Origin of the sequence: Arthrobacter sp. AQ5-05 (assembly GCF_003287975.1) — a bacterium.
Lineage (GTDB): Bacteria > Actinomycetota > Actinomycetes > Actinomycetales > Micrococcaceae > Paeniglutamicibacter.
This window is the reverse complement of record NZ_QMKQ01000013.1, coordinates 61,807-85,445: the sequence shown is the minus strand read 5'-3', so window position 1 is coordinate 85,445 and position 23,639 is coordinate 61,807. Positions and strand designations below refer to the sequence as shown.

29 protein-coding genes and 2 pseudogenes are annotated in these 23,639 nt (G+C 64.3%); 7 read left to right on the top strand and 24 right to left on the bottom strand.

Features of this window, described 5'->3' with window-relative positions; translation table 11 throughout:
• Positions 1-116: 116 nt before the first annotated feature.
• The 6 genes from DQ353_RS21705 to DQ353_RS12590 form a co-directional block, all read right to left on the bottom strand.
• Complete coding sequence (locus DQ353_RS21705) at positions 117-761, bottom strand: DUF2510 domain-containing protein (protein WP_181578373.1); 645 nt, start codon at positions 759-761, stop codon at positions 117-119.
• A gap of 266 nt (positions 762-1,027) precedes the next feature.
• Positions 1,028-2,662: a malate synthase A gene (gene aceB, locus DQ353_RS12610; protein WP_113763100.1), complete on the bottom strand. Its 1,635-nt coding sequence runs from the start codon at positions 2,660-2,662 to the stop codon at positions 1,028-1,030.
• A gap of 135 nt (positions 2,663-2,797) precedes the next feature.
• Positions 2,798-4,099, bottom strand: coding sequence for an isocitrate lyase (gene aceA / locus DQ353_RS12605; RefSeq protein ID WP_113763099.1), 1,302 nt, complete (start codon positions 4,097-4,099; stop codon positions 2,798-2,800).
• 386 nt (positions 4,100-4,485) lie between these two features.
• On the bottom strand, positions 4,486-5,148 hold the full coding sequence (locus tag DQ353_RS12600; protein ID WP_286166800.1) for a dTMP kinase: 663 nt from the start codon (positions 5,146-5,148) through the stop codon (positions 4,486-4,488).
• 132 nt (positions 5,149-5,280) lie between these two features.
• Positions 5,281-5,655 (bottom strand): PH domain-containing protein, encoded by a 375-nt coding sequence (locus DQ353_RS12595; protein WP_113763097.1) that lies wholly within the window; start codon positions 5,653-5,655, stop codon positions 5,281-5,283.
• A 46-nt stretch (positions 5,656-5,701) separates the two neighbouring features.
• The gene (locus DQ353_RS12590) at positions 5,702-6,691 is read right to left on the bottom strand and encodes an ArsR/SmtB family transcription factor (RefSeq protein ID WP_113763096.1); all 990 of its coding nucleotides are present in this window, start codon (positions 6,689-6,691) and stop codon (positions 5,702-5,704) included.
• A gap of 93 nt (positions 6,692-6,784) precedes the next feature.
• On the opposite strand from DQ353_RS12590, the gene DQ353_RS21325 reads away from it, so the two are divergent.
• On the top strand, positions 6,785-7,021 hold the full coding sequence (locus DQ353_RS21325; RefSeq protein ID WP_146755247.1) for a hypothetical protein: 237 nt from the start codon (positions 6,785-6,787) through the stop codon (positions 7,019-7,021).
• 207 nt (positions 7,022-7,228) lie between these two features.
• Positions 7,229-8,353 (top strand): YkvI family membrane protein, encoded by a 1,125-nt coding sequence (locus DQ353_RS12585; protein ID WP_113763095.1) that lies wholly within the window; start codon positions 7,229-7,231, stop codon positions 8,351-8,353.
• Positions 8,354-8,473: 120 nt separating this feature from the next.
• Here the strand turns inward: DQ353_RS12585 and DQ353_RS22305 are convergent, their stop codons facing one another.
• Complete coding sequence (locus DQ353_RS22305; protein WP_286166799.1) at positions 8,474-8,710, bottom strand: hypothetical protein; 237 nt, start codon at positions 8,708-8,710, stop codon at positions 8,474-8,476.
• 514 nt (positions 8,711-9,224) lie between these two features.
• Complete coding sequence (locus tag DQ353_RS22300) at positions 9,225-9,596, bottom strand: hypothetical protein (protein WP_286166798.1); 372 nt, start codon at positions 9,594-9,596, stop codon at positions 9,225-9,227.
• Between the two features lie 177 nt (positions 9,597-9,773).
• On the opposite strand from DQ353_RS22300, the gene DQ353_RS12575 reads away from it, so the two are divergent.
• Positions 9,774-10,328 (top strand): hemerythrin domain-containing protein, encoded by a 555-nt coding sequence (locus DQ353_RS12575; protein WP_113763094.1) that lies wholly within the window; start codon positions 9,774-9,776, stop codon positions 10,326-10,328.
• 65 nt (positions 10,329-10,393) lie between these two features.
• On the opposite strand, the pseudogene DQ353_RS12570 reads toward DQ353_RS12575, so the two are convergent.
• Together DQ353_RS12570 and DQ353_RS21320 are read right to left on the bottom strand one after the other, a co-directional pair.
• Positions 10,394-11,164 (bottom strand): annotated as a pseudogene (locus DQ353_RS12570) (LLM class flavin-dependent oxidoreductase); the annotation flags it as partial.
• Between the two features lie 63 nt (positions 11,165-11,227).
• Entirely contained in the window at positions 11,228-11,857 is a 630-nt protein-coding gene (locus tag DQ353_RS21320; protein ID WP_146755246.1) for a hypothetical protein, read from the bottom strand.
• A 195-nt stretch (positions 11,858-12,052) separates the two neighbouring features.
• Between DQ353_RS21320 and DQ353_RS21700 the strand changes: the two genes are divergently transcribed.
• A complete protein-coding gene (locus DQ353_RS21700) occupies positions 12,053-12,250 on the top strand; it encodes a hypothetical protein (protein ID WP_181578372.1) in 198 nt (65 codons plus the stop codon).
• Between the two features lie 235 nt (positions 12,251-12,485).
• Positions 12,486-12,944 carry a hypothetical protein gene (locus DQ353_RS12565; protein WP_146755245.1) on the top strand — a complete coding sequence of 153 codons (459 nt, stop codon included), beginning with the start codon at positions 12,486-12,488 and terminating at the stop codon, positions 12,942-12,944.
• 92 nt (positions 12,945-13,036) lie between these two features.
• Here the strand turns inward: DQ353_RS12565 and DQ353_RS12560 are convergent, their stop codons facing one another.
• From DQ353_RS12560 to DQ353_RS21995, 14 genes and pseudogenes are all read right to left on the bottom strand, one after another.
• The gene (locus DQ353_RS12560) at positions 13,037-13,303 is read right to left on the bottom strand and encodes a hypothetical protein (RefSeq protein WP_113763092.1); all 267 of its coding nucleotides are present in this window, start codon (positions 13,301-13,303) and stop codon (positions 13,037-13,039) included.
• Positions 13,304-13,332: 29 nt separating this feature from the next.
• Positions 13,333-13,623, bottom strand: a complete 291-nt coding sequence (locus DQ353_RS12555; RefSeq protein WP_113763091.1) for a hypothetical protein — start codon at positions 13,621-13,623, stop codon at positions 13,333-13,335.
• A gap of 58 nt (positions 13,624-13,681) precedes the next feature.
• On the bottom strand, positions 13,682-14,065 hold the full coding sequence (locus DQ353_RS12550; protein ID WP_113763090.1) for a terminase: 384 nt from the start codon (positions 14,063-14,065) through the stop codon (positions 13,682-13,684).
• 306 nt (positions 14,066-14,371) lie between these two features.
• Positions 14,372-14,647: a hypothetical protein gene (locus tag DQ353_RS21315; protein ID WP_146755244.1), complete on the bottom strand. Its 276-nt coding sequence runs from the start codon at positions 14,645-14,647 to the stop codon at positions 14,372-14,374.
• A 64-nt stretch (positions 14,648-14,711) separates the two neighbouring features.
• The gene (locus DQ353_RS12540; RefSeq protein ID WP_113763088.1) at positions 14,712-15,062 is read right to left on the bottom strand and encodes a hypothetical protein; all 351 of its coding nucleotides are present in this window, start codon (positions 15,060-15,062) and stop codon (positions 14,712-14,714) included.
• Complete coding sequence (locus DQ353_RS12535; protein ID WP_113763087.1) at positions 15,063-15,458, bottom strand: hypothetical protein; 396 nt, start codon at positions 15,456-15,458, stop codon at positions 15,063-15,065.
• A 175-nt stretch (positions 15,459-15,633) separates the two neighbouring features.
• Positions 15,634-16,431, bottom strand: a complete 798-nt coding sequence (locus tag DQ353_RS12530; protein WP_113763086.1) for a hypothetical protein — start codon at positions 16,429-16,431, stop codon at positions 15,634-15,636.
• Between the two features lie 343 nt (positions 16,432-16,774).
• Positions 16,775-17,005 carry a hypothetical protein gene (locus tag DQ353_RS12525; RefSeq protein ID WP_113763085.1) on the bottom strand — a complete coding sequence of 77 codons (231 nt, stop codon included), beginning with the start codon at positions 17,003-17,005 and terminating at the stop codon, positions 16,775-16,777.
• A gap of 76 nt (positions 17,006-17,081) precedes the next feature.
• Positions 17,082-17,957 carry a major capsid protein gene (locus DQ353_RS12520; protein WP_181578371.1) on the bottom strand — a complete coding sequence of 292 codons (876 nt, stop codon included), beginning with the start codon at positions 17,955-17,957 and terminating at the stop codon, positions 17,082-17,084.
• A gap of 372 nt (positions 17,958-18,329) precedes the next feature.
• Complete coding sequence (locus DQ353_RS12515) at positions 18,330-18,683, bottom strand: hypothetical protein (protein ID WP_113763083.1); 354 nt, start codon at positions 18,681-18,683, stop codon at positions 18,330-18,332.
• A gap of 9 nt (positions 18,684-18,692) precedes the next feature.
• Positions 18,693-20,252, bottom strand: coding sequence for a recombinase family protein (locus DQ353_RS12510; protein ID WP_113763082.1), 1,560 nt, complete (start codon positions 20,250-20,252; stop codon positions 18,693-18,695).
• 53 nt (positions 20,253-20,305) lie between these two features.
• Positions 20,306-20,566: pseudogene (locus DQ353_RS12505) on the bottom strand (LLM class flavin-dependent oxidoreductase); the annotation flags it as partial.
• 114 nt (positions 20,567-20,680) lie between these two features.
• Complete coding sequence (locus tag DQ353_RS12500; RefSeq protein ID WP_113763081.1) at positions 20,681-21,898, bottom strand: MFS transporter; 1,218 nt, start codon at positions 21,896-21,898, stop codon at positions 20,681-20,683.
• 247 nt (positions 21,899-22,145) lie between these two features.
• Positions 22,146-22,412 (bottom strand): hypothetical protein, encoded by a 267-nt coding sequence (locus DQ353_RS21995; protein WP_220094012.1) that lies wholly within the window; start codon positions 22,410-22,412, stop codon positions 22,146-22,148.
• Between DQ353_RS21995 and DQ353_RS22610 the strand changes: the two genes are divergently transcribed.
• Both DQ353_RS22610 and DQ353_RS12490 read left to right on the top strand, forming a co-directional pair.
• A complete protein-coding gene (locus DQ353_RS22610; RefSeq protein ID WP_220094011.1) occupies positions 22,318-22,635 on the top strand; it encodes a helix-turn-helix domain-containing protein in 318 nt (105 codons plus the stop codon). The genes DQ353_RS21995 and DQ353_RS22610 overlap by 95 nt on opposite strands.
• A 66-nt stretch (positions 22,636-22,701) precedes the next feature.
• On the top strand, positions 22,702-23,529 hold the full coding sequence (locus DQ353_RS12490) for a shikimate 5-dehydrogenase (RefSeq protein WP_113763079.1): 828 nt from the start codon (positions 22,702-22,704) through the stop codon (positions 23,527-23,529).
• The last annotated feature ends 110 nt before the right edge of the window (positions 23,530-23,639 follow it).

Genomic DNA, 23,639 nt, shown 5'->3' with positions numbered 1-23,639 from the left:
TTGGGCATTTGATGACGCGGAGGTTGGTGTCATTGCCGACAGCCCCGTGCGGTTGCCATCGTTTTTGGCCCGGCGAAGCCGTCACCGTTGCCAAAAGTCCGAAGAAAGGAGAACGACTAGCGTCCCAGATGCCAGGAGTAGGAAGCATCATCCCAGTTCATGGTCGATGTGAAGACATAGCCGCTTTCGGTTTTGTCCTTATTGGTCTTGTTCACTGCTATGCATTCGAACGTGGTTGTCAGACTAGTGAGGTCATCAAGAGATCCCCCGCCTGTGGGAGTGCAGCTCACTCGCCTGATCGGACCGGTCAACGTGCCCTTCTTGACTCGGGCCTTGGCATCTTTTTCGATGCTGGACTCAAGTTCCGAAACGTATACTTTGCGCACCGCTCGCTCTACGCCTTCAGAAGCGGCCGCGGCCGAAGCAGATGCTGCAAGTTCAGCGGATGCCGCGGCCGCAGCTGCGGACGAACTCGCTGCCGCCGACGAAGCCGCTGCTACTTGCGAGGCCAAAGCCTCTTCCGCGGCGTTCTTGGCGGAGGCCTGCTGGGTAAGGAAAACGGCGAGGACTACTCCGAGCACCACCAAAACCGCAGCAATTACTCCCCAGAGGATTTTGGGTGACAGTTGGTTTTTCCTGCCAAAAGGCTTCCCGCAATTAGGACAGAAATTGCCCGAGACAGATGACTGGACGCTGCAAAAGCGACAAATGCGGATCAGGACCGGATCATCGACCGAACTATCGGCATTGTTATCTTCCACGTGGAACCCCTGCTTTTACTTTGCGAGTGAATAAGTTGGTCAATTCGGGAATCGCCAGCTCTTATCATGCCAGTTCACAGGAAAACGCATGGGTTTTGGCAGTGATCGACAATTTCAGGGAAGACTGGGCAGAAAACGATCGTCCCCGCCATAGGCAGCTCTGCCGGTGGGGACGATCGAAGTCTATTCAGTTGTTGCTTGGTGGCGGGGACCAGGGGGTGTTCGCGTCGTTGCGCTTGCCCCCTGCCCCTGCCGCCACAGCGGATCTACGCTGCCGGTTCGAGTGCCTTGGCCTCGCGCAGGTAGCGGTTGTATGCCTGGACGGTGAGGAAGGTCGGGAAGTCCTCACGCAGGGCGCATGCCTCGAAGATCTCGCGGGCGTCGTCGAAGCGGTCGCCCTCGAAGCGGGAAAGCTTCTCGAATTCCTCTTCGGTCAGTGCCTCGACCCAGTGGCGGGAAATCAGTTCGCCCTCGTCGGTGATGGCCGCCTGCTGGATCCACTGCCAGATCTGCGAACGCGAGATCTCCGCGGTGGCGGCATCCTCCATGAGGTTGTGGATGGCGACGGCGCCGTTGCCGCGCAGCCAGGCCTCCATGTAGCGGATGCCCACCTCGATGTTGTTGCGGATGCCGGCCTCGGTGATCTTGCCCTCGGTGCCGGCGATGTTCAGCAGTTCCTTGTCGTCCGGGGTGACATCGTCGCGGGTGTTCTCGCGCTGGTTCGGGTTATCGCCCAGGATCGAGTCGAAGACCTCGCGGGCCACCGGAACCAGGTCCGGGTGTGCCACCCACGAGCCGTCGAAGCCGTCGTTGGCTTCGCGGGTCTTGTCGGCGCGGACCTTCTCGAAGGCCACGGTGTTGATTGCCTCGTCCTTGCGGTTGGGGATGAAGGCAGCCATGCCGCCGATGGCCATGGCACCGCGACGGTGGCAGGCACGAACCAGTTGCTCGGTGTAGGAGCGCATGAACGGCGCGGTCATGGTGACCATGCCGCGGTCCGGGAGCACGAAGCGCGGGCCGCGGGAACGGAAGTTCTTGATGATGGAGAAGATGTAGTCCCAGCGGCCGGCGTTCAGCCCTGCTGCGTGGTCGCGCAGCTCGTAGAGGATCTCTTCCATCTCAAAGGCCGCGGTGATGGTCTCGATGAGGACCGTGGCGCGGATGGTGCCCTGCGGGATACCCACCAGGTCCTGCGCCAGGATGAAGACGTCGTTCCAGAGGCGTGCCTCCAGGTGGTTCTCGATCTTCGGCAGGTAGAAGTAGGCGCCGCGGCCCTGGGAGATCAGGCGCTGGGCGTTGTGGAAGAAGTACAGGCCGAAGTCGACCAATGCGCCGGAGACCGGCTTGCCGCCAACCAGCAGGTTCTTCTCCGGCAGGTGCCAGCCTCGGGGGCGAACCACGATGGTGGGCAGGTCTGTGAGATTTTCGCCGCCCAGCTTGTATTCCTTGCCCTCGGGCGAGGTGAAGTCGATGTTGCGATCCAACACCGCACGCAGGTTCAGCTGTCCGTTGATGACGTTCGACCAGGTGGGGGTCGAGGAATCCTCGAGGTCGGCCAGCCAGACCTTGGCGCCGGAGTTCAGTGCGTTGATGGCCATCTTGCGGTCGGTCGGGCCGGTGATCTCCACACGGCGGTCCTCCAGGCCGGGAGCGATGGGGGCAACCTGCCAGGTGGCGTCGTCACGGATGTGCTTGGTCTCGGGACGGAACTTCGGGTCCGAGCCGTTGGCGATCCGTGCACGGTTGAGTTGGCGGGTCTGCATCAGTTCTGCGCGGCGTCCGTCGAATGCCTTGTGGAGCTGGGCCAAGAAGTCCAGCGCCTGGGGGGTGAGGATCTGTTCCTGCCGGCGGACGGGGGCAGCGACCAAAGTAATACCGTTCAGGGTGATTGGATCGTTCATGGCTGTGACTCCTTCTTGAATCAAGATTTTTGGTGGCGGTGCGCCGGGAAAAATATGGGGAAATACGTGAGGGTCGGTGGGCCGGCTGTCTCCAGCCGGCCCACCGGAACCGCGGCGGCAACCGCCGAAGTTGGTTTAGTGGAACTGGCCGGCTTCGGTGGATCCCACCAGAGCCAGGGTGGAGGCGTTCGGGTTCAGAACGGTGGCAATGTCGTCGAAGTAGCCGGTGCCCACTTCGCGCTGGTGCTTGGTTGCGGTGTAGCCGCGTGCCTCGGAGGCGAACTCGCGCTCCTGCAGGTCGACGTAGGCGGTCATGCCGTCACGGGCGTAACCGTGGGCAAGGTCGAACATCGAGTGGTTCAGGGCGTGGAAGCCAGCGAGGGTGATGAACTGGAAGGTGAAGCCCATGGCACCGAGTTCGCGCTGGAACTTGGCGATGGTTGCATCGTCCAGGTGCTTCTTCCAGTTGAAGGAAGGGGAGCAGTTGTAGGAGAGCATCTGGTCCGGGAAGTCTGCCTTGACTGCCTCGGCGAACTTGCGGGCAAGTTCCAGGTCCGGGGTGCCGGTCTCCATCCAGATGAGGTCGGAGTACGGTGCGTAGGCCTTGGCACGGGCGATGCAGGGCTCGATTCCGTTGGTCACCTTGTAGAAGCCTTCCGCGGTGCGCTCGCCGGTGACGAATTCCTTGTCGCGGTCATCGACGTCGGAGGTGATCAGGGTGGCTGCCTCGGCGTCGGTGCGGGCGATGACTACCGACGGGGTGTTGGCGACATCCGCTGCCAGGCGGGCTGCGTTCAGGGTGCGAACGTGCTGCTGGGTCGGGATGAGGACCTTGCCGCCGAGGTGGCCACACTTCTTTTCCGAAGCGAGCTGGTCTTCCCAGTGAACGCCCGAGGCGCCGGAGGAGATCATGGACTTCATCAGTTCGTAGGCGTTCAGCGGGCCGCCGAAGCCGGCTTCGGCGTCTGCCACGATCGGCACGAGCCAATCCTCAACACTCTTGATGCCTTCTGCATGCTCGATCTGGTCGGCGCGAAGCAGTGCGTTGTTGATGCGGCGGACAACCTGTGGAACCGAGTTGGCCGGGTAGAGGGACTGGTCCGGGTAGGTGTGGCCGGAAAGGTTCGCGTCTGCGGCGACCTGCCAACCGGACAGGTAGATGGCGCGGAGGCCGGCCTTGACCTGCTGTACTGCCTGGTTGCCGGTCAGGGCGCCCAGTGCGTTCGTGTAGCCGCCGGTCGGGGCTTCCTCGGTGAGCTGCTTCCAGAGCTTTTCGGAGCCGCGGCGAGCCAGGGTGTGCTCTTCCTGCACCGAGCCCTGCAGCTTCACGACGTCTGCTGCCGAGTAATCACGAGTAACGCCGTTCCAGCGTGGGTTGGTTGCCCAATCCTGTTCGATTGCTGCGATACGGTTCTCGGTCGAGTTCTGCTCGGTCATTGCCTTCTCCTTGCTGGTTGCCGGTGCCGGTTCGGGATCATCTTCGTTGATGTTCCCGGTAGGTTGTTCCGGCGTTCTTTCTGCGTAAGAACTACATTTCCGCACTTTGCCAGAGTCGGCTAGAGGGTTTTGATGGAAAGATTTGCGTTTCTTTGCGAAACCTAAAAATGCGGCCGCTCGACCACCGATCCGGGCAAGAAAGCCGGAAATGGGTCGAGGTCCGCGGGAAATCGCCGAAGAAGCCCGGGTCTTTTTAGAGGCCAAACAACAGGTGTTTCATCGCGACCCACGTCAACAAGGAAAAGCGGTGGTTGGAGCGGGTCATCTCCAGGGAAGACGGGGGGCATGTCGGAGTTCGAGGAAAAAGCGGTGCGGTGCCGGCTGCCTCAAGAAGTGCGCCTCACGGCCTGCATGGCATCGTCGGCCACCTGCCGGGGCGTGCCGGACCCGTCGACGATGTGCCAACCCCTGGCCAGCGCAATTTTCCGGTAGGCCTCGCGCGACGAGCTCAAATACGCAAGGGTCTCGCTGTCCTCTCCGCGCAGCAGGATCCTGGAGTATGCGACATCGGCCGGGACGTCGATCAGGACGATCGCATCCGGGCGCGGAAGCCGGGCCAGCATCCACGGCAAGACGACACCTTGGGGCAGGCCCCGGACGGAACGCAAGACCAGCTGGCAGGCCACGTGGCGATCCATGACGGTGGTTCCGTGAAAACCGACGGCACGGGTGTGGGCAAGCAGGACATTGACGCACCGGACGACCGATTCAAGTCGATTCGCCCAAGCCGGCGTCAACGCCGTCCCGAACCGGGCGGCCACCCGAGTCATCCAGCGGCGCCCGGCCGGGTTGCGCAACAGCTGGGCACGTGCCCCGGAATTCCGGAGGGAAGCCACCAAGGCTGTGGCCGTGGTGGTCTTGCCGGCCCCGTCGATCCCCAGCAGTACGACGGTCCGGCGGCGCGACGAATCACCGGAAAGGGAGTCTGCCTCCCGAAGTTCCGGTCGGTCGGCAAACGCAAAGCTCGTGGCCGTGCGGAATGAAGGCAAGGGGCTCCGTTGGTTGGTTCGGTGGTCTCTCTCTTTCAGGTTCAACGAACAACACAATAGATTTGATGCCAACATTGGCCTGTGTATTTCCGGTTAATCGCAAAGTCCGGCCGGCACCAGGATCACGTTGCGCTACAGGACGTGGGAGGCGATGAGCTGCGAGAGCGCACGCACGTCGACCTTGCCCTTGAATTCAAGGCGGACCTTGCCCAGGCCACTGAACCACAAATCCAGCTCGGCATCGAGGTCGAAGGTCCCTGCGGTTTCCACGGAGAACGCCTGGATCCTGGAATACGGCAACGACGTGTAGTCGCGCTTCTTGCCGGTGATCCCCTGGATGTTCACGGCGATCAGCCGCTTGTTGCTGAAGACCACGTAGTCCCGCACGCCCTTGAAGGCCGCAAGCAGTTCCTCGCCCTGGACGAAGAGCGGAGTGACTTCCCCGGCCACGTCGTTCGGGCTGCACGGACTGAGTTTGAATACGGAGGCATTGTTGAAATCAATCATGCCCCGACCTTACCCAGCCGGGGCGACATTCCCGGATGGCCGATGGCTACGCCCGGGCCAGCAGGTCTTCGCCCAGGCCCGCTCGCCGGTAGAAAACCTCGCGGCCGGCACGGATGGTATCGGTGAGCCCCGAAGCCTCCAGCACCTTCAGGTGCCCATTCACTGTTCCCGCTGCCAGGTCCAGGGCGCAGGCCAACTGGGTGGTGGTCATCGGGAGGTCGAGCTGGGCCAGGATCGTGGCCCGCGTGTGGCCCAGGAGCTTGGCCACGGGGGAGTCCTTCACCTGGCGGCTGTTCTCCCAAAGCCGGCCGACCCCGCGCGGGGCATAGGTGAGTGTGGGAACGAATGGTTCGACATCCAGGACCAGGGTTCGCGGCCAGACGAATGCGCTGGGCACCAGGATGAGCCCGTTGCCCGGCGCGGCATGGTGCGAGCCGTCGCAGTTCGCGGTGACCTCCAGCCCGTAGCGGGTGCGCCGCACGCTGGGGTGCAGGGTGTCGAAGACCTGGTGGATTCCGTGGCCTGCCAGCAGCGCCAGACGGTAGTCCAGGTCCGCAAGCAGCATGGCGCGCAGCCTGGGCCAGTATGGCTCAAGGGTCGTCTCCCAGTACCAGCGCAAGGCGTCGACAAGCCGAGTGACTCCGGAGGCAGGATCATCGCAGAACGCGCGGATGGTCTCCATCCTGGTTTGCTCCCGCTCGACCGCCACTAGATAGCTGAGGTCGCGAACCCAGAACTCCGGAGGCACGGCGGCGACCGCCGTGAGCCCTGCTTCGAAGGTGTCCTGCCGCAGCGGGGTGGGCGTCAAGGAGTCGGCAATGAACCCGGTGGGGCGGACCAATGTGGTGAGCAGTTTCAGGTGGTCTTGTTTCGCGGTGTCCCTCGAAGCAAGGATGCGCGAGGTCGCCTCCGTGATCCAGGGCCGGTGCAAGCGGGTTCCGAGCTGCAGGGCACGCACGCTGGTGACGGTTTCCCACAGGGGCGAGACGGTGAAGCGCACCCGGGCCAGGTCCTCGGCCGACAGTCTGATCTGCATGTCACCGAGTCTAGGCTTGCCGCCTCGTTGAGGTAAGGATTCGGAAATAGCCGAATGGTGGTCAGCTGTCACCGGTCGTTTCACGCTTGATGCATGACTACTTCAACCGACGCCTTCAACGTCCAATCAGCCTTCGATAATCCTGCAGCTGCCCGCCATCTGGCCAGAAAACTCACCGCTCGGACGACTGCGGCGGCCCATGCGGCTCCGCGCCGTCGACGGATCTTCGGCCCGCTGCTGGTGTTCTCGCCGCGGCAGGAGGAAATGCTGCGGGAAAACCGCGAACGTGCCTGGCTCGAGCTCCACTCGGTGGTGGCGGGGAGGTTCTGACCAGCGACACCGGTGCCGACGAGCTGCATCGGTGTCATTGGTCAGTCGCTGCCACCAAGCCCAAGCTTGATCGGCGTGAGGCGCGTCATATTACTTTTGTTTGTTGACTAGGTCACATGTGAGACATATCGTTCTAGGACAATTGATATATCACCATGCGGCGCGCCTCCGGTGGCGTCGGAGAGAACCACGGGAGACAACAGCAACATGCCACAAAAAGCCCCCACTCGGGCGCACCTTGACACCACCGAAAAGGCGAGCTTCCTGCGCGTTCTCACCTACGCCGGGGCAATCATTGCATTCCTCATCGGCTCCGGGTTCGCCACCGGCCAGGAGATCATGCAGTACTTCACCTCCTACGGGTACTGGGGAGTCTTTGGCACCGGCCTGCTGGTCCTGGTCCTCATGACCTATGTGGCTGTCGAGTTCTTCGTCGTCGGACAGGCGAAGAAATTCGAGCGACCCTCGCTGATCTTCCACTACTACTGCGGCAAGCACCTGGGCACGTTCTTCGACTACTTCTCGATCCTGTTCGTTTTCCTGAGCTTCACCGTAATGGTCGCCGGAGCCGGCGCCGTCTTCGAGGAGCACTACGGAATGTCGCGATACGCCGGAGGCGTCGGACTCGCCGTGGTTGTCGGCATCAGCGTCTGGTTTGGCCTGAAGTCCCTGGTCGATGTCATCGGAAAGATCGGTCCCGTCATCGTCGTGGTCGCCATTGCGCTGGGCCTGCTGGGGATATTCCGCAGCCCGGGTGGGATTGCCCAGGGCAGCGCCCTGCTGCCGACCCTGGACCTGACCCAGGCCTCCACCAACTGGTTCATGGCGGGGCTGTCCTACGTGGGCTTCTGCATGCTGTGGTTGGCTGCTTTCCTGACCGCCCTCGGAAAGACGGCGCGCAGCCGCAAGGAGGCGGCCGCCGGCGGCATGGTTGGATCGATTGCCTTCTCGGTGGCCTGCATCATCGTTGGCCTGGGCCTGCTCGCGAACGTCGTGGAGGTCGGCGGATCCGAGATTCCGATGCTCGTGCTGGCCAGGGATGTGAGCCCGGTGCTGGCCGCAGGAATCTCGGTCATGATCCTCGCCGGCATCTACACGACGGCAGTGCCGCTGCTGTGGACCGTCTCCTCGCGATTCTTCGCCGACAAGTCGCCGCGCTTCAAGTACCTCACCATCGGCCTGGCAACCGCCGGAACCGTCATCGGACTGCTCCTGCCCTTCTCCCAGATGGTCAACATCGTCTACGTGCTCAACGGTTACGTGGGGATCCTGCTGCTGGTCTTGATGCTGGCCAAGACCGGCACACGCCTGGTGCGTCGACAGCCGCTGTGACCTCGCACGGCGGGTTTGCCGCTATTTCGCGGTGAGACCTGCTCGAGGGCGAGGGGCCGAAGGAGCCCGCGGCGAAGTAGCATCCCAGCCCCCGCCGGCGCCGGGGCAGCGACCCCGGACTCAGGCCGCTGCATGCCGGCCGTGCCCGGTGTCCGGGGCGGGCGCGGGATTCCAGGTCCTTCGGGTTTCGAGGTACCAGAACCACAAGAAGAGCGCGATCTCGTACCACTCGACGAAGAAGACCGCCTGGCTGACCCCGAACGCGGCCAGCACGGCCCAAGCCACCACTCCCAGCGCCATCAGGACCAGCAACCCCGCATAGTGGAGTAGCCCGCCCGCCGCTGGTGTCGGTGTCACCCAGCCTGCCGTTGCCCAGATGGCTGGCGATCGCGACGCCCATGCTGGCGAGCAGGAGCAGGAGCAGGGCCGCGGCCAGGTGGACGCCGACGAAGTTCCTGCCTTCGAACGTTCGCCACAGCAAAAACACCAGGAACCCCGCCAACAGCAGCATGCCTGCCACGGCCAGCCAACGTGTTCCCGTGCGCTGCAGCAATGAGTGCGGCGCCCAGCTGCGGGTCTTCCACTCCAGCCACCCGAACGCCACCGCCACGACCAGCACAGCCACCACGAAGACCTGGATGGAGCGGATGGGCTGCCGGGCCGCAGCGGGGTCCAGGGCGCCCGGCGTCTGGCCCGGTCCGGCGGGGACGAAAGCCACGAACATTGCGTAGAATCCGGCCAGGTTCAGTGCCTGGTCCTCCAGCGGAGGCCCCTTGTAGACCACCAGCAGCACGCCGGTGGATGCCATCATCGCCACGAACAGGTTCCTGGCCGGGCCGAGGTAGTAGGAACTGATGGAGTCCCCGATGTTTCAAGTCCACCAGGCATACAGGGTGATGGCCACCAGGGGCAGCAGCGGAATGACCAACAGCATGAGGCGCAGGTAGCGAAGCGTGTCCCGGCCCTGGATCTCGTCAGTGGGTGTCTGCATGCCTGATTGTGCAACAGCAAATGTCCTATTGGCCAGGGCGGGGATGTGCCGGTGCGGGTCGGTTCCGCCCGGGACGCGCGCTGGCGGGCAGGTCGGCGCATCCGGGCTGCGGGCGCTGCGCGAGGCCAAGACCGCCCGGGAACGGATGCTTGCCGCATCGGCCAAGGCCGGACGCGTCGTTGAGGAATCGAAGCCGAAGGGGCCCGACATCCAGGTGGCAACAGGGACGCTCTGGTGCGGTCCAAGGGGCATGTCGTTGGGGTCGACCTACGGCAGGCCGCACGCGCAGGCCACCTGGCTGCGGCCAGTGTTGGGCGGCCTTGCCCTGGAGGGGTCCAGGGGCCCTGGCGTTTGGGGACCGCACGGGCAATACTGGGTCCAAGCCGGTGTGTGGCCGCTGGAGCCCACCCGCAAGGGAAAGGAAGCACCATGACCGCTGGGGAACACGAACACGGCAATGCCTGGGAATCGGCCAACGTGGACGATGGCGACCACGCCGGCGATGCGCAGCTGGCCGACGAAATCCGGGCCCACCACGCGGGGATGGTCGCGGAGCTGGAGCGGATCACCACCGCCCTGCGGGAAGCCGGGCCGGGGCATGAAGCCAGCGTCCGCGGGCAGCTCCAAGGGTGGTATGCGGAAGTCCTTGTCCCGCACGCCGACGAGGAAGAAGCCACCACTTACGCCGCGGCCGGGGCGCTTGCCGAGGGCAGGCTGCTCATCGAGGGGATGGTCCAAGAGCATGCCCTGATCAAGCGGCTCGTCGGGCATTTTGGCCAGAGCGACGGAGCAGCCGCGGTCGCCTATGCCACTGCGGTCTTCGAGGCCTTCGACAGCCACCAACGCAAGGAAAACGAGCTGATCCTGCCGCTGCTTGTGCGTTCCCCGGCGGTCTCGCTAACCGATGTCATGGGCGGCGGCCACGGCCACCAGCTAGACACCGGCGACAAGGACGCCACCCACGGCGGGCACGCCCACCACTAGGTACTTTCGGCGCGGCCACCGTGGGGCAGGCGGGTGCCTTGGGCCGGTCTCCTGTTCCCGGAGGCTCACCGCCAACCGAGCAAAGGTGCCACGTGGGTCAGGATCGACTCGATCACGTGGGAGTTGTACTCGACGCCGAGCTGGTTCGGGACCGTGAGCAGCAGGGTGTCTGCCGCGGCGATGGCCTGGTCTTCGGCCAGCTTCTTGGCCAGCTCGTCGGGTTCCCCGGCGTAGGACTTGCCGAAGACCGCGCGAGTCTTGGCGTCGATGTTGCCGATCTGGTCCGAGCTGTTGCGGTCGCGGCCGAAGTACTGCCAGTCGCGTTCGTCGGCCAGGGCAAAAATGCTGCGGCTGACCGAGACCCGCGGTTCATGGGTGTGCCCTGCCTCCTTCCACGCCTGCCGGTAGAGCTCGATCTGCTCGGCCTGCTGCACGTGGAAGGGCTTGCCGGACTCATCGTCCTTGAGCGTGGAACTTTGCAGGTTCATGCCCAGCTTTGCGGCCCACACGGCCGTCGCATTGGAGCCCGAACCCCACCAGATGCGCTCGCGTAGGCCCGCCGAGTACGGTTCAACGCGCAGCAGGCCCGGTGGGTTCGGGAACATCGGGTTGGGGCTCGGTTCAGCGAAGCCCTCGCCCGTGAGCACCTCCAGCAGTCGTTCGGTGTGCCGCCGGCCCATGTCGGCGTCGGTTTCCCCGTCGGCGGGGGAGAAGCCGAAGTGGCGCCAGCCGTCGATGACCTGCTCGGGTGAACCACGGCTGATGCCCAGCTGCAGCCGGCCGCCGGAGATCAGGTCCGCCGCGCCGGCATCCTCCGCCATGTAAAGCGGGTTTTCGGTAAGACCATTCTAAGCTATTACGATTGGATGCGTCCAGAATGTTCTCATACAGGCAGACTTTTACGAGGTAGTGTCGCCCCTCGTACTGTCCGGTTCTTCACTCCAGACCAGTTGGCGGAGTTCCCCTGTCTCCAATCGACTCCATCGTTGGCCTAGACCGTCGTCGAACTGAAGCGAACGGTTCCAGGGTTTGACGTCCTCGCCAGGCGCGGCCCTGTCGTGGAAGGTCCGGGGTTGCCCCTCGTGATGGCGTGAACCTCGTGCTTCAATGACATTCCAACTCTTCACAACGCGAGGAAGATAGGCATTCGATCCGGCGGGCTCAGAATCTGAACGGTGCTCAACAATGGATACCTGAAAAATAGGCTCATCGGCCGCGTTATGGACCTCGTAAAGACGAAGCGTGCCCCAGTCACCGTGAGACAAACTTGAGACTACCGTAACCTGGCCAGCAAGCCGCCGTTTGCGGTGCTCCTCTTCCTCGGCCTGCTGGCGTCTAAATTCGTGCCGGTCCTCGGCGGCATTCGCTCGTTCATGTTTTGCATGCATGTGACTAGTCAACGCAAGAACCAAGGAAATTCCGACAGCGGCAAGGGTGGCGAGTGCCCCCATCCATTCGCCCAAGGTTCCTAGTTCCATGTCCGCCAGGATTGATTGCGCCGAAGGGCTGGAAGGGAAGGCATAGGTCATAGGGTCGAGCCTAACGGTTACTGTTCATCGGTGTTTGGCTAGCGCCGCTAACTGTTTTCAAATATTGCTTTGTTGGGCTGTGATTGGAAGTGCAGGGATTCGCAGCGCAGGTACCGGATAGTTCCCGGACGCCAATTTTGTGACGAGACGTAGCGACGATGTCCGGTTGTATGGGCAGTGGGCGATACTAGGGGCATGGAACCTAACCTCTCAGTAAAAGTGACACTAGACTTGACGTCTGATTTGACGTTCGGCGAGTTGAAAGCATTTGTGAAACTCGGTGAAGCAGCCGGGCACGAGAATAATGACAAATTAGCATTCGATCTAAATTCCAATGACGAACTGTGCGCTTATGCGGTCTATGTTGATCCGGACCGTATAAAGCTCGATTAAATGAAAGAGACAGCAAGTGTGTAGTAGGTCCTCTCACTGATTGATGAGAGGCGGGCGCTTCGGGTGATTGTCTCAAAGTGTCCAAATAGTTGGCAGTAGGACAATGGGCGTGCTCTGTCGAAGAAATTTAGGTCAGGGCACGCCGGTGTCACACCTTGCTCAACGTAGAGTCCAGGCATGTGGACGTTGCCGGGTGCCGAGCCTATGCGTCGGCGGCGCCCCGTAGTGTTCAGCTATGACTACCGAAGAGATCATGTTGTGGATTCAAGCGGCCGCCGTTGTGGTTGCTGTTGGCGCATCTATCGTCGCCCTTACCGTCTCGGCGCTGGATCGGCGGAACGCGCGAGCGATAGCCGCGAGGGACCGCGAGGTTGCCGTCCGCCAGGCGAAGCTCATGTTTGAAATGGAGGCGTTGCTCCGGCTGGCGCAGATCCGCCGCCGCGGCGGTCATGTGGACAAAGACATAAGTAAGGACATGGGCGCCGAGGCGGGAGCGCTTGTTGGCGCACTTGGCGCGGACCGTATACCGCGCAACTGGGCCGGTGCCGTCGATAGGGACGAAGCAGGGCTACTTGAGTTCATTTCTGACGAGTCCAAAGAAGGTTGGCAACGGGACTCGGTAGAAGTTCAGGTGGCACTAAACGCCGTCACGGCAGAATTGCGGGATCTGATGGAGGCTCAGGGCAAGGCATAGCTCCTGCCAGACGAACGAAAAGCCCCAAGCTAGCCAGAACTAGCATGGGGCTTTACGTGTCTACCGGGTCGCGGGCGTTGAGGCTCCTTGTTTCACGCGGCCGCTTTTGCCGCTTTGGCGGCCTGGCGGGCCAGATACTTCTCGCGGTCGCATTCTCGGCAGTAGCCACGGAGGCCGTCGCGTGCCTGGCTGTCGCGGGAGAACGCCGAGACAGTTAGGTCCCGTTCGCAGATGGGACAGTGTTTGCCGCCGTGCCTCAACCGATACTCGCGGCGCCGAAAGGCGGCCTCGAACAAGGCCGGGGCGTCGTCGCCGTAGCGGTCGGTTATGGCCGTGAGATTCGCGGTGAAGTCGTTCATGGGTGGTTCCTTTTCGATCAGCGGGGCCGTTAGTCCAGGTCGTCGTCGTAGTCGGGGAAGTCGTCGAGTGCGCCGGGTGTGCGAGGGTTGACGCCGGAAAGACGCGCGATGACGTCATGGCGGTGAAGTCCAGGCACGGCGCGGAGTATCTCGCGGTAGGCGGCACGAGTGAGGGCCTGGAAGGTTCCGGTGTGGTCGGCATGGTGTTCGGCCGCGTAGTCCTCGGCCGCCTCCCAGGCGCTGGCCGGGCTCCAGCCGTCAGGCGGCGTTGTCGGCGTCCAGGGCGGGAGGTCGCCGGAGCGGTCGCGGGGCGTCAGCATTTGGCCGCGTCCCTGGCCGCCAGGGGATGCGCCGGGTGTGTTCTTGCGGCGGGCCATGTCAGCGGCCCCGGCGCTTGTCGTGCATGGCTCGGGCAGCCTTCTGTGCCTGGCGGGAAGCGGACGGGCGTTTCGGGCTGGCGGTGTCGTCCTCCTCGTCGAGGCGCAGATCCAGGAGGCCGAGGAGGCGGACCAAGATTGCCCGCTGTTGTCGTGCCTCGGCGAGGAGCGGGTTTGGGCGGCCGGTCGGCGTGATTGGGCCGTTGGCGCGTATGGAGTCCTCCAGGATGCGCAGGGTATCGACGGTCTCGGCTGCCTGGAGTAGTGCGGCGGTCTCGGGGATGGTCAGTTCGTAGTCGGCGACGGCCGAGGCATAGAGCCGCGCTCCGGCTTCGCCCAGGTGTTGCGGGGCGGCGCCGTGATCCGGTGCGCTGTTGTTCGTCATGAGTCCTTCTTCAGTAGGTAGTTGATCGGGGGGCGGATTTGATTCCCAAGAACACCGCTCGCACGCACGCTGTCAGGCGCTATGTCGCTTCGACCTGGGCCGGTAGGGGGAGGTGGGAGTCCCGCCCCACTCCGGCGCCGAGGTACGGCGAGACCTTGGGACACTGTTCGTTCTAGCGGGCACGGCTAGCGGGCGTTGAAAGGCGTAGCCGTAGGCGTCGATCTGAGCGTCTTTGCCAGTGCCTATGAGTGTTTGGTCATTCGTCGGCTGTTGATCGCTCAGCGCCGCGTAGATGATTTGTCAGGGCTACTCGGCAGGATCGGGCGTCTCGATGATGCGATATTCTGCGACGAGGCGGTCGAACGCTTGGCCTTGCAAGGCTTTGCGCGCGTGACGGACGCGCTCGGCCTCGGGCAAAGTGCGCCACTCGGCGCGGGAATACGGACGTTGCAGTCTGTGCGGGGTGCGCTCCGGTTCGTCAACGATTAGGGGGCGAAGTCTACGGAGGGCGCTTGTCGCGCGGTTCTTCGCGCGGCGTTCGAGTTGATGCAGTGTCAGGATGGCTGGTTGGGCGGTGCTCATTGCTTGGTCCTTTCGTAGCGGGGAGGCGGTGATGCTAGAGGGGGAGGGGAGATTGAGAGTGGGGCTATGCCTCGGAGCGGGTCAGGGTTGCGCGCGTGTAAACGCGTGATGCGAGCCCTCGCCGGGTGACGGGTAGGCCCTCGATGCGCCAGACCTGGCCCTGGATCTCGACGCGGTCGGTGGCGGCCAGGTCGACGGCGCCAGGGACGATTAGGAGCCGCTGGCCCTTGATCACGCGGCGGGTGAAACCGTCGTCCGCGATCGTTTCGACGTCCTGGACCTGGGCGCGCTTCAGGGGCGCCTTCACGGGGTTTTCCCAGTCCTCGACGGTGTCGCCGTAGTAGTCCGTCGTGACGCTGGCGCGTAGGCGGAAGATGGGAGGGGTCCTGGAGGCTCCAGGAGCGTCTAGAAGCATCTAGACCTCCTCGTATGCAGACTTGATGCGGATAGAGCCGACAAAGCCACCAGAGCGGCCCGAGGCGGCTCGGCGGATCTGCTGGACCTCGCGCTTAGTGAGATAGACGCCGGAGGTGTCCGTGATGCCGACGGAATGCTCGCCGAGTGACTCCTGATTCAGCCCGCGCGGGTTTTCAAACTCGCGACGTGCGGCCTTCAGGACCACCAGGGAGACGACGGCGGGAGCGTCGGTTAGCCATGTGGCGGCCTTGGCGGCCGAGACCTCAGCGAGGGCCAGGGTTGCGGCGTCCTCCAGTGCGGCCTCGGCGCGTGCTCGCTCCTCGGCGTCCAGGGTGCCAGGAGAAAAGCCCAGGCGGGCCTCCAGCGCGCTAAGAGGAGGTGGAAGTGTGGTCACGGTCGATCCTTCTTTCGTGCGGCAGCGCGACGGGCGGCGCGGTTCATCGGCTCGCCCTGGGTGGCGCGGGCCATGCGGAGTTGAGTTTCAGTCGCCGGACGCGGGGATATTAGGTGAGCGGGGACTTTTTGGAGACGGCGGGAGCTATGGAAGGAGCGCCATTCTTGGGGCGTGGTCATGCGGTCGGGCCTTTCGGGGTGGGGACGGTGTAGTGGTAGCCGTGCTTGTTGCGCTTGCGCTCGCCGAGGATCTCGTCGGCGACGGCGTAGAAGCTGTATTTGCCGGGAATGCGCCAGGGTGTGCCGTCGGCGTGCGTGGCGCCGTCTGCGACGCGGCGGTCTATGGTTTCGACGGCGTTGTCGTAGAGCGAAGGCGCCGAGACCTGCGTTCCTGTATGGGGTCGCTCGTCGCTGGCGAGCCATTCGGTAAGCCAGGTGCGAGCGCTGAGCTGCGATTCTTGTGCAAGTCGTGACCGGCGCGCTCGGAGATACTCGTTATCCGTAAGTCCAGCGAGATGTTCGGGGGTAGTACCGCTTGCGCGATATGCCTTGGTCTCGTCTTTCCACTTCGGGGCATCACGCCGGAGTGCGACTATCGCGTCTCGTATGTATTTGTGCACGGTGTCGGGTCTGGCCTCGTGTGCCAATATGCGCAAGGAGCGATACCGCCAGCCCGCCTCGGTCGCATCGAGGTCTGGGAGACGAAGGAGCCAGGCCTTGATCTCGGGGAGTAGGTCGTCGACGCTCACGCTTTGCGGCGTGGCGGTGTCGCCGTGCTGGCGGAGGCGGAGTTCGGTTCCTTTTTGATAGACCTCGTAGGTCGACTCCAAATGCGGGAGGAGGGCCACCTCGGCCAAACGGCGTGGGCCGGGGGCGTCAATCGCGATGCCTGATTCGAGTTTGGTCCTGAACGGTTTGGTATCGCTGCGGTCTGGGTCGCGAAGGCGGGCGAGGGCGGCAATGGCCTTGTCCATAGTCGGCTCCTAGTTCGTCGAAGGTAGGGACATGGAAGGAGGGGGCCAGCGGTGCAAACTTGCTCGTTGCGTAGTGTCCGAGCGCCGCCGGCACGGGCGGCCGGTGACGGCGGGTTATCAGCGCCGGGAGGGGTGATTGCTGGATAAAGGTGCAAAGTGGTGAAATGACAGTCGCGACCCTACGTTCTATTTATTTATTAAGAGAGAGAGTTCTTTAAGGGAAAAGGGGATGGACGTAAAGATCTGTCATTTCACCACTTTGCATCCCTGAAAGCTCCTGTTTCGGCGCTTGTACCGGCCCGCCACCGGCGCCCCCGCCTCCTCGGCGTGCGTGTAAACGGGCTCAGCCCAGGAGGCGCTCGGCGTCGCGGGCTATGGCCGCCAGGACGGACGCGTCCGCGCCGTCGATGATGGCGCGGGTTTGGCGCCGGAGTAGGTCGGCGGCGATCTCTTGGCGGTCGGCGAGGCGACGCCGGTAGGCGCGCATTTTGCACGCGTCGGAGCAATAGCGTGCAGTTGGGCGGGTGCCCTCTAGCGAGGACTGGCAGACGTCACAGTGGCGCGTGGGTTGCATGTGGTTCTCCTATGGGTCCAGAAACGGGAAAAGCGGCCCCCGCCCGCCAGGGGTGAGGGCCGCTTTGAGGGCATGATTAGGCGCTGGTCAGCACGCGGACGGCGCCGCCGTTCTCGCGGAGTTCGATGGTCCCGTTCTCTAAGTCCACCGGGAGTGGCATTGCCTTGACGCCGACGAAGGCAGAGACCAGGGAGCGGTCGGCGGCGACGTTGTCGTCGTAGCTCATGATGTGGCGCAGGGCGAAGCCGCCTTCGGTGATTGAGGCGCCGTAGGGGGCACCGTTGGGCACCTGCGGGGCGCGGACGACCAGCGCGAAGGCAGGTCGGATGAATCCGACGATTTCGTCGTCGGCGAGGCGGGTGGATTCGTGGATCTCGATTCCGCGCACCTTGCCGTTGTCGTCGATTGCGTCGTGGTCCAGTAGTTCGGCGTAGACGCCGGGGCCGACGGCGGCGAAGAGTGCTTCGTCGGTGGAAACCCCGGCGGTGCGGAGCTTGCGGCGGATCTGGGTAAAGGTCTTGGCAGGGGCGAGCGGGTCGTGAGCGATCGCAATATCTTCGGGGGTGGCCTTCATGACGGCGGCAACGGCGCGTTCGACGTGCTTAGCCACTGCGAGGGACTGGGGGCGCAGGACCTGCTCGGAGAAGCTCTTGATATCGAGGTTCAGGGTTCCCTCGGACAGTGCGACCTTGTCGTAGACGTGTTCGGTGAGGGTGACGTCGATCGACTGTTCGGCGATTTCATCGGACACCAGCGGGGTCGAGGTGTCGTAGATTCCGCGTGTCTGGGATGCGACAGCGCCGGGGACGCGGACCTTGACGGTCGCGCCCTTACCGGCTGCGAAGTCGGCTTCCAGGTCGCGGTGGACCAGGGCGGCGAGGTTCATGTCCTGGCCGACGATGGTAGCGGCGACGCGGGCGGTCTGTTCGGCGATAAGTAGGGTGTTTGCCATGACGGCGACTCCTTCGGGGTGTGGGTGTTTGGGGTGGGGTCCGCGTGGTGCGGCGTGCTCGCGCCGAGACGTGGGAGCGTGGCCCATGACGCGTGGCGGCGGAAGATCTGGGGGCTAGGTCGATGGTGTGAAGCCGCCCCCGGTCCGTGGCTTCATTCGGAATCGGGGGCGGCTCATCCATGCCCAGGAGGAGCGCAGCGCCGCCCTCTCGCTATGCAGTAAGGACAGACTGTTCGACCCTTGAGGGCGGCGACTGGAGAGGTAACGTTACGGTTGCCTCTATAGGAGTAGGGGGCCAGGAGCCGCGGAGTGGGCACGCAAAAGAGCCCTTCGCCGTGGTTGGCGAAGGGCTCCAGTGGGGTGATAGCGGGGCTAGACGCTCCATTTCTTATGGACGTCCGCGAGGAAAACTGGGAGATATTTGTTGGTCGGTACGGTGTGGAGAGTCGTTGCGAGGATCTCCTCCCACGTCGACAGGGCCGGGACTCCGTCGCGCGGACCGTCGACCATAAGGGCGTCGATCCGGTTGCGAATGTCGTAGCCGAGCTTGTCAGGGCCGGAGGCCGAGATCCAGGCCAGGCGATCCTCTCCCTGGAGGACCGCCCAGCCGACGGTCTCGTCGTCCGGGACCCATACGCGGGAGACCTTGGCGATCTCTTCCCAGTCGGGCTCCGGGTATTGGGCCTGGCCGCCGACGCGGGCCATTGGTTGCTCACGGTAAGACATTGATTCCCCCTAGCTATTCCAGTAGAAGGCTACGCGGGCCGGGTCGATCGGGCTACGCCGTGAAATTGTCGGGGCTACCGTGAGGTGGTCGAGCGCGTTTAGGAGGACCGAACGCCGCCATTCCGGGCGCGGGTCGGCTTCCCAGGCGTCGGCGAGTGTGCGACCTGTCGGCCGTGTGCTTGTGCTCGTTGTGGAAGGCGCCGCGCGGAGCTCGGTTCGGCGTGCTTTGAGTGTCGCTAAGCGTGCCGTCAGCGCCTCGACGTCTGCGTCGTCGTCCAACATTGCGCCGGTGGCTTCCCGTAGGGCCGCTTCGACTTCGGCGAGTTGCGCCTCGGTCGCCGAGGCCGTCGTCTCCGTGACAACCTCGTATTCCGGCCAGGTGCCCGCAAAACGGAGGAACTCGGCTGAAACGTGCTTTTCGAGCCCCTCCGCGTTGATTTTCGGAGAACGGCACTCCCGCCCGTTTCGGCTCGCGCTACATGCATAAATCGGTTTCCCTGATGACGTCGTGACGTACATTTTCCCGTCGCACTCGGCGCAGAACGCGACGCCGGAGAGGAGGCGGGCCGCGCGCTTTCGTTGGGGCTTCGCCACTGGCACGGGAGCGTGCCAGTGTTTCGCGGCCGCCGAGCCGGGCCGGGGTGTCCAGTTCAGGCGGCGGCGGATCGCGTCAACCACGGAACGTGTGAGGATCGGCGGCCAAACCTCGGCAGGGAGGCCGTCGGCGTCGCGGATAAAGTCGCCGTGATGCACGACGCGGCCCAAGAAGGTGTCCGCCGTCCAGAGGTTGCGGAACGTCGCCGCGCGCCATTCTCCCGTCGCGAGGGGTTGGCCCTCGCTGTCGACCGGAGACTCGCCCTTCTGTATGGCGCGACGAGCGGGCGACTTGGAGGTCGGAATCTCGCGCGCGTTCAGGTCGCGAGCGAGCGCCAGAAGTGGCTCGACTCCGTCGATTAGCCGCTGGGCGACCTCGCGGACGATTTCGACCTCGGCGTCGTCATGGACCAGGACGCGGCCGATGCCGTCCGGGGCCGGAATTGAACGGTACCCGTATGGGATCGCCGAACCCCCGGCGTATTTATGCGTCTGGGTTTTTCGGTAGGCAATCGAGTTCGTGATGCGCTTGGCGGCGTTGTCCGCCTCGGAGCGGGCAACTTCAGACAGCACGCCAGCGATCATGCGGAAGGCCGATTGGTCGGATGTGAGGCCGTCCTGGAGGGCGACAAAGAGCGCCGGAGTGCATGAGCGTTTCCGGGCCTTGTGGGCGCGGTCGTCCAACGCCTTTGTTAGCTCGCCGAGCCCGTCCCAGCCCTGGCGGGTGAAGCGGTCAAGTTTCCAGACGGCCAGAACGTCGGCCTCGTCGTCCGCGATCATGCGGACGGCCTCGGTGGCCTTGGCGCGGGACTTGCGGCCGGAAATGCCTTCGTCTGCTAGGACGGCGACCACATCCCAGCCTCGGCGCGTGGCCTCGGCGCGGAGGTCCTTTTCCTGGCGTACAAGGCTAGTGGAGTCGTCGACGACGGCCGACAAGCGGAGGTAGAGGACGGCGCGGGGCAAGGCGGTGAACATTGGGGGCGGCTCCTACTTAAACAGGCGGCCGCAATAGCTTACAACGGCCGATTCGGATTCTCGTAGCGCATGTCGATGACGCCGGTGCCGATTTCGATTCGGCTTGTCCGCGCCCCGATAGCGGAGAGCAGCGGGAACGGGGAGGCATGCTGCTGGGCGAAGTGGTGGACGCGGAAGTAGGCGCCGTCGGCACCGAGCTCCTCGGCCGCAACCGCAAGGTCGATAGCCTGCAGCAGCGAGTCGGACGCGCTGCGCGTGCCGGACTGCGGGTGGTCGGTCCAATGGCCAAATGACAAGAATCCGATGTTCTTCACAAGTGAGGCCAACACGACAGCACGTGTTCGTATTCCCGCGATACCGTGTTGGCCTTGCCGTTTTCCCGAGGAAACCGGCCCAAGCCGCTTGGAATCCTCCAGCGTTCGAGGGGCCTAGCGTGGCTCGGCAATCCGCACGGCCATCAGCGACCCGATGCCAAAGACAAGGGCCGCGGTGAGCACCAAGACCAGGGGCATGTTCCAGGAACCGGTGGAGCTGTTCAGCCAGCCGGCCAGTGACGGGGAGCAGGTGGCTGCCAGGTAGCCGCCTGCCTGGATGCGGGCGGATGCTGTGGCCATGTCGGCGTCGCTGTGGGCAACGCGGGGGATGATCGAGAAGATCGCCGTGAAGCCGCCGCCTTGGGCGATGCCACCGATGATGGCCCAGAGCACGAAGGCCTCGGGGGCGACCAGCAGGCCGATCGGCAGGGTGACCCAGAACAGCGCGATGACGGCGGTGGCAATCCAAAGTTTCGTCCGCGCGGCCAGCAACGGGAGCCCGAACGCGCCGACGACAGCGGCGATCTGGAAGAGGGACGCCGTCGCGCCCGAGGAAGCCGGCGCCAGTCCGCGGGTCTCGGACAGCAACAGGGGCAGCCAAGCCGTCGTGGCGTAGTAGGCGGCTGACTGGCCGCAGAATGCGAAGACCAGCAGGGCGACCACCCGCCGGAACCGGACTCGGTCCGCCGTGGCCTTGGCCGTGGCGGCTGCCGCGCCGGGACCGTTGGAGATGTTGTGCGCCGCGGCCGCACGAGGCACCATCGGCCGCGAGGCGGAAGTTTCTGCGGCCAGTGCACGTCGTTGGCGCAGTATCCAATAGGCAAGACCCGCTGCGGTGACCACACCCCAGGACGCGATCGCCCAGCGCCAGCCCACGAGCGCGGCCAGCGGGGCGGTGCCCAGCAAGGTGGCCATGGAACCGATGTTCATGGTTGCCGAATAGACGCCGGTGACGGAGGAAATTCGGTTCCACTGCACGTCACGGCGGATCAACACGGGGATGGCAATGTTGCCCAACGTCATCGCGGACCCGATCAACACGGTTCCCGCCATCATCACCGAGGACGGCCCGATGGAGCGGATGACGGTGCCGGCCAACACCCCGGCCAGGCACAGGATGATGGTGGCCTCCGGGCCGAAACGGCGAATCGTCCGGGTGGCCAGCGGCGTGGCGAGCGCAAACAGCAGCACGGGAAGCCCGGTCAACAGGCCCGCCCCGAACGCCGACAGGCCGGTGTCTGCCTGGATGTCCCCGATCACCGCCGTCGGCGCAATGATCGGCGCGCGCAGGCTCAAGGCAACGACCACGATGCCCGCTATGACCCAGGGCAAGGGCGTGCGCGGGGATGGGCGGGTGCGCGAGGCGATCTCCTCCGGCTCAAGTGGGTTGGATGCGCAGGTGCGCGGGAAAACTCTTGCTGCCAGCCTAATAGAGCCATTGCCTTCGGTGCAGGGTGCGTCGTCGGGTGTCACAGTGTGTACGCACAGAACGGGTTCCAAGCGGCGACGCGGACGTGGCCGCGAAAGCAAGAACCCTCGCAGCCACGTCTGCCTAACCAACCGTTTCTGGGGTGTCTTGTTAGAACGAGTACACGGGGATCTCCGAGATGATGGTGCTCCACGGGGTTTCGATAAAGGCCTCAACATTGGCGCTCGGGCCCCTGAGCTGCGACTTGCTGAGGGAAGCTCCGACGCCGCCGAAGGACGCGTTGGCCTCGTCCGCATTGGACCAGTTTCCACCCATTCTCGTCGTGCAGGTCCGCGTGCACGCTTCGGCGCACCGGGTGTCGCTGCAGACGCTCCAGCGTTCGTTCGCCGGAACCGGCAGGGGGCTCAGCTCGCTCATTCGCCGCCGGCGCCTTGAGGCCGTTCGCCGTGACCTGGTCGATCCCCGCCTGGCAAATCCTACGATCGCCGAGATTGCCGCGGCATGGTGCCTGCCTGACGCCCAATGGCTCGCCAAGGCGTTCAAGGCGGAGTTCGACCTGTCGCCGTCGGAATTCCGCAGATCCGGAGCGGCCGTCGGGTTGACGCCTGTCCCCCGGTCCGCGCTGCCACACCGCGGATGACGATATCCGGCCCGATGGCCCGCGGGGTGCCGCGGCGGGCCCCAGCCACCGGAATAGACTCGAGGCATGCCGACACTGAACAAGGACACGACGCTTTGCATCTCGCTGGCTGCGCGGCCCAGCAACAACGGGACGCTGTTTCACAACCACCTCTACGACCAGTTGGGAATGAACTGGATCTACAAGGCATTCGCCCCGGCCGACCTGGCCCAGGCCGTGGCTGGCATCCGCGGGTTGGGAATCCGGGGTGCGGCCGTGTCCATGCCCTACAAGGAAGCGGTGATCCCGCTCATCGACCACCTGGCACCCTCCGCCGCCGCCATCGGGTCCGTGAACACCATCGTCAATGACAACGGCGTGCTCACGGCCCACAACACGGACTACTCGGCGGTCGTTGAACTGCTGCGGACCCACAGTGTTTCCCCCGCCCTGCGAACCGTGGTCAGGGGCTCCGGAGGGATGGCCAAGGCCGTGGTGGCGGCGCTGGCGCACTCCGGGTTTGGCGACGTCGTGGTGGTGGCCCGCAATGAATCGGCCGGACGGAACGTTGCCGAGACCTACGGCTTCACGTGGGCGTCCGAAACCGCCGACGGTGCGCAGCTGCTGGTCAATGCCACACCCATCGGGATGGCCGGTGGCAAGGAGTCGCACATGCTGCCCTTCTCGCTGGACCAGGTGGAAGCGGCGCAGGTGGTGTTCGACGTGGTGGCCGTGCCGGTAGCGACCCCTTTGACCAGTGCCGCACGCGCGGCAGGAAAACGCGTGGTGACCGGGACCGACGTGGCAACACTGCAGGCCGTGGAGCAGTTTGTGCTCTACACCGGCGTCACGCCCACCGCGGAACAGATCCGTGCCGCCCGCGAATTCATGCTGGCAAGCACGCAAAGCGCCTGATCGGTTCCGGCGCCTGACTGCGAAACGTGGTGCGTCGTGGATCGAGCCGGAGGTTCGCTCCCGCCGGCACTCATCGTCCGCGCAAACGTCCAAGAAGTCGACGCAGTGCG